Annotated in this window: 11 protein-coding genes; 9 read left to right on the top strand and 2 right to left on the bottom strand. The window is 71.0% G+C overall.

The window, feature by feature from the left end:
- Window positions 1-320 precede the first annotated feature (320 nt).
- Window positions 321-1,346: a LacI family DNA-binding transcriptional regulator gene (locus RKD20_RS40460; protein WP_424883436.1), complete on the top strand. Its 1,026-nt coding sequence runs from the start codon at window positions 321-323 to the stop codon at window positions 1,344-1,346.
- Here the strand turns inward: RKD20_RS40460 and RKD20_RS40455 are convergent.
- A complete protein-coding gene (locus RKD20_RS40455) occupies window positions 1,329-5,261 on the bottom strand; it encodes a glycosyl hydrolase (protein WP_424882045.1) in 3,933 nt (1,310 codons plus the stop codon). The two genes, RKD20_RS40460 and RKD20_RS40455, sit on opposite strands and share 18 nt — an antisense overlap.
- Before the next feature lie 240 nt (window positions 5,262-5,501).
- On the opposite strand from RKD20_RS40455, the gene RKD20_RS40450 reads away from it, so the two are divergent.
- Together RKD20_RS40450 and RKD20_RS40445 are read left to right on the top strand one after the other, a co-directional pair.
- A complete protein-coding gene (locus RKD20_RS40450; protein ID WP_424882044.1) occupies window positions 5,502-6,800 on the top strand; it encodes an MFS transporter in 1,299 nt (432 codons plus the stop codon).
- A 25-nt stretch (window positions 6,801-6,825) separates the two neighbouring features.
- Window positions 6,826-8,298, top strand: coding sequence for an arabinose isomerase (locus RKD20_RS40445; protein WP_424882043.1), 1,473 nt, complete (start codon window positions 6,826-6,828; stop codon window positions 8,296-8,298).
- Between the two features lie 323 nt (window positions 8,299-8,621).
- Here RKD20_RS40445 and RKD20_RS40440 read toward each other — a convergent pair whose 3' ends face one another.
- Window positions 8,622-9,347, bottom strand: coding sequence for a FadR/GntR family transcriptional regulator (locus RKD20_RS40440; protein ID WP_424882042.1), 726 nt, complete (start codon window positions 9,345-9,347; stop codon window positions 8,622-8,624).
- A gap of 323 nt (window positions 9,348-9,670) precedes the next feature.
- Here RKD20_RS40440 and RKD20_RS40435 point away from each other — a divergent pair, with 323 nt between their 5' ends.
- The 6 genes from RKD20_RS40435 to RKD20_RS40410 are packed head-to-tail and all read left to right on the top strand — an operon-like array spanning window position 9,671 to window position 16,340.
- Window positions 9,671-10,567 (top strand): proline iminopeptidase-family hydrolase, encoded by an 897-nt coding sequence (locus RKD20_RS40435; protein WP_424882041.1) that lies wholly within the window; start codon window positions 9,671-9,673, stop codon window positions 10,565-10,567.
- Window positions 10,568-10,585: 18 nt separating this feature from the next.
- On the top strand, window positions 10,586-12,307 hold the full coding sequence (locus RKD20_RS40430) for an ABC transporter substrate-binding protein (RefSeq protein WP_424882040.1): 1,722 nt from the start codon (window positions 10,586-10,588) through the stop codon (window positions 12,305-12,307).
- Window positions 12,295-13,320 (top strand): ABC transporter permease, encoded by a 1,026-nt coding sequence (locus tag RKD20_RS40425; RefSeq protein ID WP_424882039.1) that lies wholly within the window; start codon window positions 12,295-12,297, stop codon window positions 13,318-13,320. Before RKD20_RS40430 ends, RKD20_RS40425 begins: the two co-directional genes overlap by 13 nt.
- A complete protein-coding gene (locus RKD20_RS40420; protein WP_424882038.1) occupies window positions 13,317-14,291 on the top strand; it encodes an ABC transporter permease in 975 nt (324 codons plus the stop codon). Before RKD20_RS40425 ends, RKD20_RS40420 begins: the two co-directional genes overlap by 4 nt.
- Window positions 14,284-15,324 carry an ABC transporter ATP-binding protein gene (locus RKD20_RS40415; protein ID WP_424882037.1) on the top strand — a complete coding sequence of 347 codons (1,041 nt, stop codon included), beginning with the start codon at window positions 14,284-14,286 and terminating at the stop codon, window positions 15,322-15,324. The genes RKD20_RS40420 and RKD20_RS40415 overlap by 8 nt, the downstream gene beginning before the upstream one ends.
- A complete protein-coding gene (locus RKD20_RS40410; protein ID WP_424882036.1) occupies window positions 15,321-16,340 on the top strand; it encodes an ABC transporter ATP-binding protein in 1,020 nt (339 codons plus the stop codon). The genes RKD20_RS40415 and RKD20_RS40410 overlap by 4 nt, the downstream gene beginning before the upstream one ends.
- Window positions 16,341-16,350: the final 10 nt, after the last annotated feature.

Here is a 16,350-nt window from a genome sequence, read left to right as displayed (position 1 = left end):
ATCGCAACACGGTCACCGAATCCATCGGGTTCTTCACAGGATTTGCTGCAGCGGTGCCCGCCCCTTCATCGCCGTGCGGTTCCGAAGACGGACACTCCACCACCAATGAGCCGCGCGGCCCGTGGGGCCATGACTACCGTTCAGTTTCCGCGTGACCGACCGGTGAACGGTGTGCGGGTTCACCGGATTTTCGATGTGGTCATCTCGGTTCCCGGGGCGGAAAACGTTTTATTCGGTGCCGGGGTAGACTTGCGTCGCCCATGGGAAAGAGCGTCCGAGGACTACGTCCTGCCTGGTCGTACGGCTGCAACAGCGAGGGGGTGGACGCCATTTCGGTTCGCCCCGCCCGTATCCAGGACGTCGCGGCCGCCGCCGGGGTCTCGGTCTCCACGGTGTCGAACGTCCTGAACCGGCCCGAGCGAGTCAACGCGCGCACCGCCGAGCGGGTCCGCGACGCGGTCGCCGCACTCGACTACGTCCCCCATCCGGGAGCCGCCGGTCTGCGCACCGGGCACTCCTCGTCGATCGGTCTGGTGCTGCCGGACGTGGCCAACTCGTTCTACTCGCGCATCGCGCGCGGCGCCGCGGACGCGGCGTACGAACACGGCTACTCCCTCGTCCTGTGCGACAGCGGGGACGCGCCGGAGCGGGAGCAGGGCTACTTCACCATGCTCACCGAACAGCGGGCGGTCGGCGCGGTGGTGGTCCCGCTCAGCGCCGACCCCACCCGGCTGTCCCGGCTGCGCGAGCGCGGTATCCCACTCGTGCTTGCGGACCGCGCGATGCCTGCGCAGGAGGGCTGTTCGGTCTCCGTCGACGACATCGCGGGCGGCCGTATCGCTGTGCAGCACCTCCTCGACCGAGGGGCGCGCGACATCCTCGTCGTCAACGGCGAGCGCACGATCCGTCAGTGCGCCGACCGCTACCAGGGCGCCCGCCAGGCCGTGCGCACCCGGCGGGAGGCCCGCCTCGGGCAGGTCGTCGCAGAGGAGATGACGGTGGCGTACGGCAGCGACATCGCCCACGGCCTCGACGAGTTGCCCGACGGGGTGTTCTGCACCAACGACTTCCTCGCGGCGGGACTGTGCCGGGCGCTGGGCGAGCGCGGTGTGAAGATCCCGGAGGACGTGCAGGTGGTCGGTTACGGCGACCTGGACATCGCGAGCTTCGTGGGCACCACCCTGACGACGGTCCGCCAGCCTGTCGAGGAGCTCGGCCGGGCGGCCGTCGAGATGCTCCTGGACGAGGTGGAGGCCCGCACGGAACACGCCCACGAGGCACGGGTGTTCGCCCCGGCGCTGGTCCTGCGGGACTCCACGCGGGCTTCCTCAGACGCGCCTTTCTAGCCGCACCGGCCCCAGCAGTCCCGACGGGAGCTGGGAGGGGAAGGCCCAGGCGGTCGGCGTGGCCTCGGCGAGATACGGCGCCAGGGTGTTGTGGACGGTCACGTCGAGACGGACGGTACGCCCGGCGGTGCCGCGCAGTGCGAAGCGGTACGGCGCGCAGAACGCCTCGCCGACGAGTTCCCCGTCGACGCGCACCTCGACGCTGCCGCGCACCCGCCCCAGGTCCAGCACCGGGTCCGGCCCGGCCGGCACCTCCAGCGTCCGCGCATAGGTCACACCCCCGCTCCAACCGCCCAGGCCCAGCTCACCCCACTCCCCCAGCGGCAGGGGCGCGGGTACCGTGCGCACCCGTACCGGTCCCCGCCAGGCGGAGCCGCCGCGCAGCACGGCTGTAGGAGCGGTGACGACCTCGCACTCGGCCGCCTTGCCGAGCGGTTGGTCCCACGTCAATTCATGTCCCTCCAGGGCAAGTTCGGGGCCGCCGTCGATGCGCACCCGGGCGGGGAGCTCCAGTGGCAGGTCGAGCGACACGGTCCCCGCGGGCACGGTGAACCGGAAGCGCTGCCCGGCCTCCCGGAGATCGTCGGTGGACCGCAGGGACAGTACGGAGGAGCCGAGCACCGGGGCGCCGGCCAGCCACTCGGCCCCGGGCAGCGGGTGCGGCCGTACCGCGGCGCCACAGTGCTGCAACTCCCCCCACCGGCCCTCGTGTTCGACGGTCGACCCGCGCCAGTCCCCCGTCCGGGCCTCCCAACCCGGGCCGCTGACCAGAGCGGTCGTGTCCGCCACGAGGTCGACATAGATCCCGTCGCGCGCATCGACGCTGTCGGCCACGACATCGAGCACGTGATCGCCACCGCTCAGTGTCAGTTCGTGCCGGAAGAACATCGGGACCGCGCCCCAGTCGGACTCGTAGTACTCCACCTTCTCCTGGCGTGCGACGACGGCTCCGTCGAGCAGGACGGTCACCCCGACCGCGGCGCCCACGACGAGGACCGCCGCCGCTCCCCGGTGCGGGGCGTCGACGCGGCCGCGGTAGGTCACGCTGCCGTCCGGCCGTACGCCGTCGGGCAGGCGCATGAACAGGGGGCGCGGCGCGAACCCGTCCGGGCGGGACAGACAGAAGTAGCTGCCCAACGGGGTGTCGGGGGCGCCCGAGATGGTCTGCGGCCGGTCCTGGGCGTCGGACAGCTCGTACTCCAGCACATTGCGGGCCCGTTCGACCTCCACCCGGGCCGACGCCAGATAGCCGCCGTCCGTCTCCAGCCGACTGCCGTTCCACCACACGCGTTTGACCGCCGCCGCGCCGATGTGCAGGTCGGCAGGCCCCCGATGGTCGGTCTCCACGACGGCTCTGACCCGGGCGACCGTCCCGCTCACGGGCACCGGGACGCGCACGAACTCCTCCGGCACCAGGCCCTTGTTGCCGAGCAGACCGTCCGGGTCCGGGATGCCGCGGCTCGTCGAGTACAGGGAGACAGTCCATTCCGGGGATGCCAACTCCCGCTCACCGCACAGGACTTGCTCGACACCGGCAGGGTCCAGGGGAGCCGGCGCCTGCGCGGCGGGCACGGGCGCGAGGACGCGGACACGGTTGCCGTAGGTCACCCGGACCGGCACCCAGGAGTCACCGGTCTCGGTCCACCGCATGGTCCAGATCTGCGGTTCGGCGAGCGGGGCTCCGGCGGGCAGGGCCAGGTCGCCCCAGGTGTTGTCCATGGTGGGAGCGAGCCGGCCCTCCCAGCCGGTCGACAGGTCGAGGGACTCCCTCGACGACATGGGCGACGTGGGCGACGGGGGTGCGGGATCCGTAGGTGTGCCTTCGCGCCACACGACGAGAGCGGCGGGGGCGCCCTCCAGCGGCACCTCGATGGTCGAGACGCCGTCGGTCACGGTGACGCGTCCAGGACGGCGGGTGCCGGTCGCCGGGTTCCAGATCTCGGCCTCGGCGACCGGGGCCCGCACGGTGACGGAGGAGGTGCGGGCGTAGCGCGCGGGGTCGATCTCGTGGCGGCCCCTGGGCGGATGCGTACGGGCGTCGGGGAACGTCCCCGTGACCAGCGCGACCGCCGCGTCGCCGTTCCTTTTGACCAGCAGCGGCACGTCGCCCGTGGCGTATCCGGAGGCGTCGGCCACCGCCGCCGCACCGGTCTCCGCGTCGGACACCCGCTCCAGGCGGGAATGGTCCAGCAGCGCGGCCACCACGGAGTCGTCACCGGCGAGCCCGGCCGCCTGTGTCGGCGGGCGGCCCACGACCACGACCCGCCCTCCGGCGTCGAGGAGTTCGGCCAGTCGGCGGGCCGTCTCGTGCTCCAGGACGCTCGCCGAGGGCAGCAGAACCGTGGTGTACGCCAGGTCCCTGATGCGCAGGGCCCCGTCGCCGGCCTTGGCGGCCTGGACGGAGGCGTCGTCGATGACGTCGAAGGAGATGCGCCGGCCGTCGAGGGCGCCGACGGCGGGCTCGAGCCAGTTGTTGGTGCCGCACAGCTCCAGGTAGTCGCGCTGGGTCTCGTCGACGTCGGCGTGGGCCTCGCCGAGGCGGCCGTCGCCGAAGTGCTGGACGGGAGCGTCCACGGGAAGGAGGGCCTGCATGGTGGCGGTGGGATGCAGGACCGCCACGTCGGCGCTGTAGGTGCCCCAGGACAGGATCGAGCAGATCCGGGCGACGGCACGGGAGAAGGCGGGGTACTGCCGCCAGTAGGGCTGGCGCCAGTCGGTGGAGGGCGGCGCCCATTCGAACCAGCCGCCCGCGGTCCCGAAGTAACTGGCGTGCGGGTTGTAGAGGTTGGCGCCGCTGCGCAGGAACGGCAGCAGCCAGTCGTAGGTCTCCTCCAGGGTGCCGCCCCAGCCGGAGGAGTGGAACGACTCGATCCAGACGCGCTCGTGGCCGTAGAGGTGGGCCATGGAGGAGTGGACCTTGGCGTCGCCGTGGTGGTCGCTGCCGGCGGCGCTGTACCAGCGGTGGGTGCGGAAGTAGTCGGTGTAGAGCTGCGTCGACTGGGCCGGGAAGCCGGAGCGGGCGGGGTGGCTCTGGTCGCAGCCCAGGAGCAGGCCGCGCTCTTCGTGCCAGGCGGCGAGGGGACGGAACAGGGCCTCCTCGGTGAGTTCGGCGCGGACGGCGTAGTAGTCGGCGCGGATCCGCTGTGTCCGGTCGGAGTCGTCCCCCGTGAAGAGGGCGGGAAGGTGTTCGAGGAGGTCGTAGCCGCGTCGGGTCCGGAACTCCTCGGGGAAGCGGCCGGTCCAGGAGTTGGTGGCGGGCAGTTCGTCCTGGAAGCTGCCGGCGATGACGTTGCCGAGGTACTCGGGTACGCGGCGGTCGTACTCGTGGTGGATGGCGTCGAACAGGCGACCGACGGATGCCGGGTTCAGATAGTCGAAGGCCGTGGGGACGGCGAGGACCAGGCGCACCTCGGTGCCGTCGTGGGCCTCGACGCGCGCCGGGCCGGTGACCGGCAGGCGGGCGCCCGAGCTGTCGTACGCGCCCAGCAGTGTCTCCGTGCCCTGCAGCGCGACGGTGCCGCCCGAGACGACCGTCCGGCGCGAGCGCAGGGCGCGGCCCGCCGCCTCGGGGTGCCTACGGGTGATGCCGCCCTGGACGTTGGCGCCGGAGAAGCCGATCTGGTCGTAGAACCACAGGCGCGTGCCCAGGTCCCCGGCGAGCTCGCAGGCGTCCGTGAAGCGGGCCCACCACTCCTCGCCGAACCACACCGGGTCGTCGGTGCGGGCGCCGAAGGTGGGGCCGGCCGGTGCCAGGTTGATCACCACGAGGTTGTGGACGCCGCCGTCCGCGAACCGACGCAGCTGCCAGGCCAGGCGGTCGCGGGTCACCTTCGCGCCGGACCACCACCACAGCGGGGTGGGACCGAAGTCCCGGGGCGGGTTGTCGAACAGCTGTCGCAGGGCTGGAGAGATCACGGATGGGTCCTTCCGACTACGGCCCGGACACTCTCACCGATCAAAAACGTTTTACGCCAGCCTCACCGTAGGACACACCCACGGTGCCCACCAGAGCTGCGGGGCCGTCAGGTCGTTTCCACGGATGGCCGCATGACGTCTTGTTGGAACGTTTTTACCCTCCTATAGTCGCTGGACATCGGCCGAGAACAGCGACGTCCCCCTCCGCTCGGACCCCCTCTCCCCAGACGGAGCCGCATCATGGCCCGAACCTCGCCTGCCCCCAGCCAGCCGGAACCGCCCATCGAGAAGCGCCTGTGGAAGGTCGCGACCCTCTCCGGCATGGCGTCCTATCTCGACGCCGCTCTCATCGTGAGCATCGGCGTCAACCTGGCCATCTACCGCGACGCCTACGACATGGGCGTCTGGATGGCCGGTGCGATCAGCGCGATCGTCACCATCTGCATCGCCGTCGGCTCCCTCGTCGGCGGACGGCTCGCCGACGTGTTCGGCCGCCGCCGGCTCTACAACCTCGACATCCTCTGCTACGCCGTCGGGGCGGTCGTCATCACCCTCGCGCCCGACGACATCACCCTTCTGGTGGGTGTCCTGCTCGCCGGTCTCGCGGCCGGCGCCGACCTGCCGACGTCCCTGGCGGTGGTCTCGGACGCGGCACCCGACCACGCCCGGGGGCGGCTCATCGCGTTCACGCAGGTCATGTGGATGCTGGGCATCATCGTCGTGGTCTTCGCCGGGTTCGCCCTGTCGGACACCGGCATGATCGGGGCGCGGCTCATCACCGCCCATCTGGCGGTCGCCGCGCTGGTCACCTGGCATCTGCGCTCGCGGCTGGAGCTGGCCACCGGTCCGGATCCGGCCCAGGACGAGGTCCCGGTGGACAAGCCGGCCGCCGAACAGGGTGTCGCGCTCAGGAACGTCTGGACCCGTGCCGCCCTGGTGCCCATGCTCGCGACCTTCGCCTTCTACGTCACCTGGGGCCTGGGCGCCAACACCATGGGCCAGTTCACGACGTATCTGCTGGTCACCGTCAGCGGCGCCTCGCAGAGCGTGGCCACCGGCATCAACCTCGCCTGTCTGCCGATCGGCCTGCTGCTGACGCTCGCCTTCGTCCGGATCGCCGACGGCCCGCGGCGCGACCGCATGTTCTACATCGCCACGGTCGTACAGATCGCGGCCTTCGCGATCGGCACGCTCACCCTGGGCGCCATCGTCGGCTTCCTCGTCTTCTACGTCCTCTACCAGCTGTCCTATCCCTTCGCGGGCGAGGCCAACTACAAGGTGTGGTCGCAGCTGACGCTGCCCGCGGACACCCGGGGCACCACACAGGGGATCACCTACGCCGTCTCGCGCGGGGTCTTCGCGGGCGTCGCGTTCGTCACCCCCGCCCTGCTCGACCGGAGCCCCAGCCTGCTGCTCTGGGTGATCACCGGCTGCATGGTGCTGTCGGCCTTCGCGGGCCTGTACATCGTCCGCGTCCTCGTCCCCCGCGCGTCCCCGGCCGCCACCGCACCGGCGGATCTGAAGGTCGCGCAGACCTGAACCGAATCCCGAAGGAGCGCCGACGATGGCGACGACCGAATCCACGACGACGTACGCCGGTGAACGGGAGGCCGGCCTGGGCGAGTTGCTCCCGCCCGTGACCCGGCGCCGCCCGCGGATCGGGCTCGTCTCCGGCGGGCTCGGCACCTACTGGCCGCAGTTCCCGGGGCTGCTGCCCCAGTTGAAGCAGTCGGCGGCCTATGTCGCCGAGCGGCTGGGCCGGTTGGACGCGGAGGTGACGGACGCCGGGTTCGTCTCCGACGCACAGGAGGGCGCGGCCGCCGCCGAACGACTCCGGCTGGTGGACTGCGATCTGATCGTGCTGTTCCTGACGACCTATCTGACCTCGTCGATGGTGCTGCCGATCGCGCAGCGCACGAACACCCCGGTGCTGGTGGTCGACCTCCAGCCGTCCGAGCGGATGGACCACGCCTCCTTCGACACGGGCGACTGGCTGGCGTACTGCTCGCAGTGCTCCGTGCCGGAGGTCGGCAACGTCTTCCGCCGGGCCGGTATCCCCTTCCGGTCGGTGTCGGGGTGGCTGCGGCAGGAGTCGGCATGGCGGCGCGTCGAGCGGTGGGTGCGGGCCGCGCACGTCCGGGCCGCGCTCCGGCACGCCCGGCACGGGCTCATGGGGCACGTGTATCCCGGGATGCTCGACGTGCAGACCGATCCGACGCTGTTGTCGGCGACGTTCGGCTCGCACGTCGAGGTCCTGGAGTTCGACGATCTGCGGCACCGGGTCGAGAAGGTGACGGAGGCGGAGACCCGGGAGCGGGTGGAGCTCGCCCGGCGGATCTTCACCGTCGACGACAGCGTGGTCGACGAGGACTTCGCCTGGGGCGCGACCGTGTCGGTTGCTCTCGACCGGCTGGTGGAGGACTTCGGCCTCGACACGCTCGCGTACTACCACCGGGGACTCGACGGCGAGCAGCACGAGCGGCTGGGCGCCGGCATGATCCTGGGCGCCTCCCTCCTCACCGCCCGGGGTGTGCCCGCGGCCGGCGAGTTCGAACTGCGCACCAGTCTCGCCCAGTTGGCCTCGCAGAGCGTCGGCGCCGGGGGGTCCTTCACGGAGATCCAGGCGCTGAACTTCGAGGACGGGGTGGTGGAGATGGGCCATGACGGTCCCGCCCACCTCGCGCTCAGCGCCCGCGATCCGCTGCTGCGCGGTCTCGGTGTCTACCACGGCAAGCGCGGCTGGGGTGTCAGCGTCGAGTTCGACGTCCGGCACGGCCCCGTGACCCTGCTCGGCCTCGGCCAGGACGCCGACGGCAGCCTGTCGTTCATCACGTCGGAGGGCACGGTGGTCCCCGGGCCGCTGCTGGAGATCGGCAACACCACCAGCCGGGTCGACTTCGGCCGGGATCCCGGGGAGTGGGTGGACGCGTGGAGCGCGACGGGGGTCGGGCACCACTGGTCGCTGGCGGTGGGGCACCACGGCGCCGACTTCGGGGCCGCGGCGAGCCTGCTGGGGATCGATCACCGGGAGGTGTGAGACGGGCGGACCGGGAGGCGGTCCCAAACGCCCCACGGTGTGCCGCGGACGGGTGCCTCGCAGCCGGCCCGCAGACCTGGCCAAGTCCCCCACGGGAGCGGCCCGCAGCAACCCAGCGGGCCATACTCGATCGGCGCCCGGCCGGCCACCCGCCCCACAGTGTGCCGCGGACGGGCGCCTCGCAGCCGGCCCGCAGACCTGGCCAAGTCCCCCACGGGAGCGGCCCGCAGCAACCCAGCGGGCCTACTCGACCGGCGGTCGGCCGGCCACACCCGGAGCCTGCGGAACGCGGCCCCGGTAAGCACTCCCTCCCTGCAGCCCCCTCAGTCCAGGCCCTCTTCCGTACCGTTCCGCCCCCGCACCCGGGCCAGCACCTCGCGGATCATCTCGGCGCTGATCATGAAGTGCTCCCGGGCGATCTCCTGCGCGCGCTCGGGCACACCGGCGGCGACGGCCTCGTACAGTGCCGTGTGTCCGTGACCGGCCCTCTCGTGATGGGACCGCTCACCCTTGCCCCAGGGCTCGACGGGGAAGCCCAGGCTGATCCGGGTCAGCAGGTCCCGGCTAAGCCGGGCGATCTGCGGATTGTGGGTGGCCGCGCAGATCGCCTGGTGGAACGCGCTGTCGGCGGCCTGCTCCTCGCGCGGTGTGCTCGCGGAGAGGTGCGCGGCCAGGGCCTCCCGCATCGGCTCCAGGTCCTCGGGCCGCCGTCGCCGGGCGGCCGTCGCGGCCACCATGCCCTCCACCAGTCCGCGCAGGTCGAAGAGTTGCTCGAACTCGGTCCAGCGGGGCAGCAGGGTGCGGCGGACCGCGTCGGCGGAGGACTCGGTCCAGCTGTCGCGGACGAACGCCCCGCCGTTGCGGCCCCGGCGGATCTCGACGACGCCCAGTGCCTGGAGGCGCGCCACCGCCTCGCGCACGGTGGGGCGGCTGACGTGCAGCAGCGCGGTGAGCTCGCGTTCGGCGGGCAGCCGCTCGCCGGGCAGGAAGTCCCCGACGGCGGTCGCGGTGAGCAGCCGGTCGGTGACCTCGTCGACCGCCGAGGTCACCCGGACCGGACGCAGCGAGGACGACGGGCCGCCGCCGAGCAGAACACGGTCGAGGACGCGGGAGAACTCGTCGCCGGGTTCGGGATCGGGATCAGGTTCGGGTTGGGGTATGGGTTCGGGTTCGGATGTCAGTTGTCCTCCCGTAAGTCGCCGCTTCTGTAAACGCGCGCGGGCCACGTGAACCCGCTGTTACGTCTTGCCCTCGCCCCGCTAAAAGGTCTTGTGGGCTGACCTTTTAGCGCCTCACTATCTCACTCATCCGTCACATCCACCTAGTTTCGGACAGCGGTCGGCTGGCTCCGGCCGGTCCGGGAGGCTTCCCCGTGGCGATCCCCGAACCGAACCACACCGGCACCGTCGACTTCAACGGCCATTCCACCTGGTACCGGATCACGGGCGAACCGGGCAGGACACCCCTGGTCGTCCTGCACGGCGGGCCCGGCGCCGGCCACCACTACACGCTCAGCATCGCGGGCATCTCCGAGCAGGGTCGCCCCGTGATCCACTACGACCAGCTCGGCACCGGGCACTCCACCCATCTCCCGGACAAGGGCGCCGACTTCTGGACGGTCCAGCTCTTCCTCGACGAACTCGACACTCTCCTCGCGGAGTTGGGCATCGCCGACGGCTACCACATCCTCGGCCAGTCCTGGGGCGGCATGCTCGCCGCCGAACACGCGGTGCGCCGTCCGCCCGGGCTGCGCGGGCTGGTCATCGCCAACTCCCCCGCGTCCATGGAGCTGTGGCTCGAGGCGGCCGCCGAACTGCGCGCCGAGCTCCCCGAGGCGGTCCGGCGCACCCTGCACGCCCACGAGGCGGCCGGGACCACGGACCACCCCGACTACCGGGCGGCCGAACAGGTCTTCAACGAGCGTCATGTGTGCCGCTTGACGCCCAATCCGCCTGAGGTGCAGGCCACTTGGGACAACATCGCCGCCGATCCGACCGTGTACCACACGATGAACGGCCCGAACGAGTTCCATGTCGTCGGCACCCTCAAGGACTGGTCCGTCATCGACCGGCTGCACCTGATCGAGGCGCCGACCCTGCTGGTGTCCGGGCGCTTCGACGAGGCGACTCCCGAGACCGTCCGCCCCTTCGCCGACCGCATCCCCGACGTCCGCTGGCACATGTTCGAGCACTCGAGCCATATGCCGCACGTCGAGGAGGAGGAGCTCTACCTCCGCGTCGTCGGCGCGTTCCTCGACTCCACCGACTGACCCCGGGAGTTCCCAGCCATGTCCCGCACCACCAGACGGGGGGCGCTCGCCGCCGCCACCGTCGCCCTCACGCTCACCGCGGCCGCCTGTTCGTCCTCCGATGACTCCGGCTCCTCCTCAGGCCCGAGCGCCTCCTCCTCCGGCTCCTCCGTCTTCCAGGCCCAGCACAAGGGCGGCACTCTCAAGCTGGTCGCCCACGCGGCGGCGGGCAGCTTCGACCCACAGGTCAACTACACGCTCCAGTACTGGCAGTTGTTCCAGTCGATGTACGACGGACTGCTGGCGTTCAAGAAGGTCGACGGGCAGGAGTCCTTCACCGTCGTCCCCGACCTCGCCGCGGCCATGCCGAAGGTGACCAACGGCGGCAAGACCTACACCTTCACGCTCCGCAAGGGCGTCACCTTCTCCAACGGCAAGGCCCTGACCACCGACGACGTGGTGGCCTCCTTCCAGCGCATCTTCAAGGTCTCCAGCCCCACCGCGGGCACCTTCTACAACGGCATCGTCGGCGCCGACGCCTGCCTCAAGACGCCCGCGTCCTGCACCCTGTCCAAGGGCGTGATCGGCGACGCGAAGACCAACACGGTCACCGTCAACCTGACCGCCACGGATCCGGAGTTCGCGTACAAGCTCGCCGTCCCGCACGCCGTCGTCGTACCGAAGGACTCGCCGACGAAGGACGCCGGCACCAGGCCGCTGCCGTCCACCGGCCCCTACATGGCGGCGTCCTACGACCCCAACCGGGCGCTCAAGCTGGTCCGCAACCCGCACTTCAAGGAGTGGTCGCGAGAAGCGGAGCCGCAGGGCTACCCGGACGTCATCGACTACGCCTTCGGCCAGACCGTCGAGTCCGAGGTGACCGCCGTCGAGAACGGCCAGGCGGACTGGATGTTCGACGCGCCGCCCGCCGACCGTCTCAACGAGATCGGCACCAAGTTCGCCTCGCAGGCGCATGTGAACCCGCTGACCGCGTTCTGGTACGCGACGCTGAACGTCAACATGGCACCGTTCAACAACAAGTTGGCGCGCCAGGCGATCAACTGGGCCGTCGACCGGTCCGCCGTGGTCCGGCTGTACGGCGGCACGAACCTCGCCTCTCCCGCGTGCACGGTTCTCCCGCCGGGCTTCCCCGGACACGTCGACTCCTGTGACTACACCAAGGGCGGCGGTACGACGTGGAAGGCCGCGGATCTCGCCAAGGCCAGGGCGCTGGTGAAGCAGTCCGGCACTGCGGGGCAGGAGGTCGGAATCGTCGTCCAGGACGACGACGTCAACAAGTCGATCGGGCAGTACCTGCAGAGCCTGCTCACCCAGCTCGGCTACAAGGCGACGCTCAAGCCTTTGTCGGGGAACATCCAGTTCACCTACATCCAGAACACCAAGAACAAGGTGCAGCTGGCCCTGACGTCCTGGTACCAGGACTACCCGGCGGCCTCGGACTTCCTCAACGTGCTGCTGTCCTGCGCCAGTTACCACCCCGGCAGCGACTCCAGCATCAACATCTCCGGGTTCTGCGACAAGGGCGTAGACGCGAAGATGCAGACCGCGCTGAAGACCATGCATACCGATCCGGCGAGCGCCAACAAGCAGTGGGGCGCCATCGATCAGCAGATCATGGGCGCGTCCCCGGTGGTGCCGCTGATCAACCCGAAGTTGATCGACTTCACGTCGACGCGGGTCGGCGACTACCGGTTCAGCAAGCAGTTCTACATGCTGGTCGGGCAGCTGTGGGTGAAGTGACCCTCGCCCCCTCGGCAGGGGCCCGGCGCTCGCCGGGCCCCTGGCGGACCGCCGCCCGTGACCTGCTGCGCGACAGGACGTCGCTCGTCGCCGCGGCCGTTCTGCTCCTCGTGGTGCTCGCGACCCTGTGCGCGCCGCTGTACGCGGACCACACCGCCCACACCGACCCGTTCCGGTCGCAGGTCTCCGGCACCACGGTCGTCGGCGGGAAGACGGTGCCGGTGCTCACCCCGAGCAGCACCGGCCTGGGCCTCGGCGTCACCCCGATCGGCCCTACCTGGGACCCCTCCCACTACTTCCTCGGCGCCGACAACCAGGGCCGGGACGTGATGGCCCGCCTGCTGTACGGCGGCCGTACGAGCCTGTTCATCGGGTTCACCGCGGCGCTGCTCACCTGCGTCGTGGGTACGGCCGTGGGAGTCGTCGCCGGGTACGCGGGCGGGGTCGTGGACGCCGTCATCTCCCGCGTCCTGGACGTCATCTGGGCGTTTCCGGTGTACCTGCTGGCCATCTGCCTGTCGGTGGTCCTGCTCACCAACGGGCTCAAGCTCGGTCCGCTGAGCGTGGACGCGGGAAGTCTCTGGCTGCCCGTCGCGATCATCGCGGCGATCTATGTGCCGTACATCGCAAGGCCGTTGCGCGGGCAGGTGCTGGTGCTGCGCAACAAGGAGTACATCCAGGCGGCCATCGGCTCCGGCGCGCCCACCGTGCGCATCCTGCGCCGGGAGGTGCTGCCGAACGTGGTGCCCACGGCGATCGTGTTCGTGCCGCTGATGACCGCGCTGGCCATGCTCACCGAGTCGGCGCTGTCCTTCCTGTCCGTCGGCGTCCAGCCGCCGGGCGCCAGCTGGGGCACGATCATCGAGGACGGCCTGGGGCTCCTCTACACCCGGCCCGCCGTGACGATCGCGCCCGGCCTGCTGATCGCGCTGACCACGGGCGCGCTCAACGTCCTCGGTGACGGGGTGCGCGACGCGCTCGACCCGAGCGCCCGGCTGCGCGGAGGGATGTGACCGTGCTCGCCTTCGCCCTGAAGCGTTTCGGCTCGGCCCTGGTGGTGATGTTCGCCATCAGTGTGCTGGTGTTCCTGATCTTCTTCGCCACTCCGGGGGTCGATCCGGCGGCCCGGATCGCGGGCCGCAACGCCGACCCCGCCACGCTCGCCCAGGTACGGCACTCCTTCGGGCTCGACCGGCCGATGCCGATCCGCTATCTGCTGATGATGCGTCATCTGCTGATCGACCGGGATCTGGAGTCGTTCGTCAACCGCGGCTCGCGGGTCGTCCCGCAGATCCTCCAGGCCACCCCCGTGACGCTGTCCCTGGTCATCGGCGCGGCCCTGATCTGGATGACGGCCGGCATCCTCATGGGCACGGCCGCGGCGACCCTGCGCGGCAAGGCCGCCGACCCACTGATCATGCTGGTCGGCGTGGTCGGCGTCTCGCTCCCGGCCTACTGGCTCGGCGAGGTCGTCAACCTCCTCACCCAGAAGCAGCTGCACGACTCGCTCTTCTCCTGGGTGCCCCCGCCCGGTTACGTCGGCCTCGGCCAGGACCCGGGCCAGTGGGCGCTGCACATGCTCTTCCCCTGGCTCACCCTGGCCCTGCTGTACGCCGGGATCTACGCCCGGCTGCTGCGCGGCGAGGTCGTCACCGCGCTGGGCGAGGACTACGTCCGTACGGCCCGCGCCAAGGGCCTGTCCGAGCGGCGGATCCTCGTCCGGCACGCCCTGCGCTGCTCGCTGATCCCGATCGTGTCGCTGTTCGGCCTGGACTTCGGGGCGCTCGTGGGCGGGGCCGCACTGCTCACCGAGGTGGTCTTCGGTCTGCCCGGCATCGGCAAGCTCACCTTCGACGCCCTGCAGAACCTGGACCTGCCCGTGATCATGGGCACGGTCCTGTACGCGGCGTTCTTCGTGGTCCTCGCCAACGCCCTGGTGGACATCCTGTACGCGCGACTCGATCCGAGGGCCCGCCATGCCTGAACCCCTGCTGGACGTACGCGACCTGAGAGTGCGGTTCCGCACCCGGCAGGGCCCTGTCACCGCCGTCGACGGTCTCTCCTTCCGCGTCGATGCCGGCGAAGTCCTGGGCGTGGTGGGCGAGTCGGGCTCCGGCAAGAGTGTGTCGATGCTGGCCGTACTGCGGCTGCTGACCAGTCCGAACGTGACCGTCTCGGGCGAAGTCCGCTTCCGTGGGCGGGACTTGCTCACCCTGCCCGACAAGGAGATGCGCGCGGTGCGGGGCCGGGAGATCGCGATGGTCTTCCAGGACCCGATGACCGCACTGACCCCGGTGTACACCGTGGGCTGGCAGATCGCCGAGCAGATCCGGGCGCACGAACAGGTCTCCCGCAAGGAGGCACGGGCCCGCGCGGTCCAGTTGCTCTCCGACGTCGGCATCCCGGACGCGGCCTCGCGGGTGAACGCCTATCCGCACGAGTTCTCCGGCGGCATGCGCCAGCGCGCGGTCATCGCGATGGCGCTCTCCTGCAGCCCCTCGCTGCTGATCGCCGACGAGCCGACGACGGCACTGGACGTCACCGTCCAGGCGCAGATCCTTGATCTCATGCGGGAGTTGAACGCCCGCGGTGCGGCGATGGTGCTCATCACGCACGACATGGGCGTGGTCTCCCGGACGGCCGACCGGGTCCTCGTCATGTACGGCGGACGGGCGGCGGAGGAGGGCCCGCGGCGGGCGGTGTTCCGCGGTCCGCGGCACCCGTACACCTGGGGACTGCTCGACTCGGTGCCCCGGGTGGGCGGTGCCCGGCTGCGGCGGCTGCCCACCATCGCGGGCGTGCCGGTCTCGCCGGGGGACATTGCGGAGGGGTGCGCGTTCGCACCGCGCTGCCGACTGCGGCACGACCGCTGCGAGGAGCGGCCCGCGCTGTCCGCGGGCAGCGGCGACGCGGCCCATCGGGACGCCTGCTGGCTGCCGCCCGACAACCGTGCCGGACTGCGGCTCACGGCCAGGGCGGCCGCGGGAGAACGCCTGACCACGGAGGCGGCGTCGTGACAGTGGAGGAAAGCGTGATCGTGGACAGGGTGACACCTGACGGGGAGATCCTGCTGCGCGCCACGGACGTCACCAAGCACTACCCCGTGCGCGGCAGACGCCAGGTGCTGCGCGCCGTGGACGGCGTCTCTCTGGAGGTGCGTGGCGGCGAAACCCTGGGTGTCGTCGGGGAGTCCGGCTGCGGCAAGTCCACGCTCGGCCGGTGCCTGGTCCGGCTCACCGAACTCACGGGCGGGCGCGTCGAGTTCGACGGGCGGGACATCTCGACGCTGTCCACGCGCCGACTGCGGCCGGTGCGGCCGGGCATGCAACTGGTCTTCCAGGACCCGCAGGCCTCGCTCAACCCCCGCCGCCGCGCCGGGGACATCGTGGCCGAACCGCTGCTGGTGCACCGGTACGGCGACGCGACCGCGGTCCGCCGAAGGGTCGGCGAGCTCTTCGACGTCGTAGGACTGGCGGCGGCCCATCTGGACCGGTATCCGCACGAGTTCTCCGGCGGGCAGCGCCAACGCATCGGTATCGCCCGGGCCCTGGCGACGAACCCGAAGCTGATCGTGGCCGACGAGCCGGTGTCCGCGCTGGACGTGTCGATCCAGGCGCAGGTGCTCAACCTGTTCGCCGACCTCCAGGAGGAGTTCGGCCTGACCTATGTCTTCATCGCGCACGATCTCGGTGTGGTCCGTCATGTGTCGGACCGGATCGCCGTCATGTATCTCGGTGAGATCGTCGAACTCGCCGGGACGGAGGCGTTGTACTCGGACCCGGCCCATCCGTACACCCAGGCCCTGCTGTCGGCGGTGCCGGACATCGACGACGGATCACCGTCGGAGGAAGGCCCGCCCCGGGAACGCATCGTCCTGACCGGCGAGGTGCCCAGTCCGGCGGACAAGCCCACCGGCTGCCCGTTCCGCACCCGGTGCCCCTGTGCCCGGGAGCGGTGCGCGGCGGAGCGTCCGCGCCTCGCGGTCACGGCTTCCGGCCGCCAGGTGGCCTGCCACTACCCGCTGGCCGGCTGAGGGACCGAGG

Source organism: Streptomyces sp. SLBN-8D4, from assembly GCF_049739545.1.
In the GTDB taxonomy this organism is placed as follows: domain Bacteria; phylum Actinomycetota; class Actinomycetes; order Streptomycetales; family Streptomycetaceae; genus Streptomyces; species Streptomyces canus_C.
This window is presented reverse-complemented; position numbering and strand designations above follow the sequence as displayed.

What these genes read in the sequence shown, in the direction of transcription:
- RKD20_RS40430 (WP_424882040.1), top strand. Translation starts at nt 10,586, where the DNA reads ATGTCCCGCACCACCAGACGGGGGGCGCTCGCCGCCGCCACCGTCGCC.
- RKD20_RS40415 (WP_424882037.1), top strand. Translation starts at nt 14,284, where the DNA reads ATGCCTGAACCCCTGCTGGACGTACGCGACCTGAGAGTGCGGTTCCGC.
- RKD20_RS40450 (WP_424882044.1), top strand. Translation starts at nt 5,502, where the DNA reads ATGGCCCGAACCTCGCCTGCCCCCAGCCAGCCGGAACCGCCCATCGAG.
- RKD20_RS40445 (WP_424882043.1), top strand. Translation starts at nt 6,826, where the DNA reads ATGGCGACGACCGAATCCACGACGACGTACGCCGGTGAACGGGAGGCC.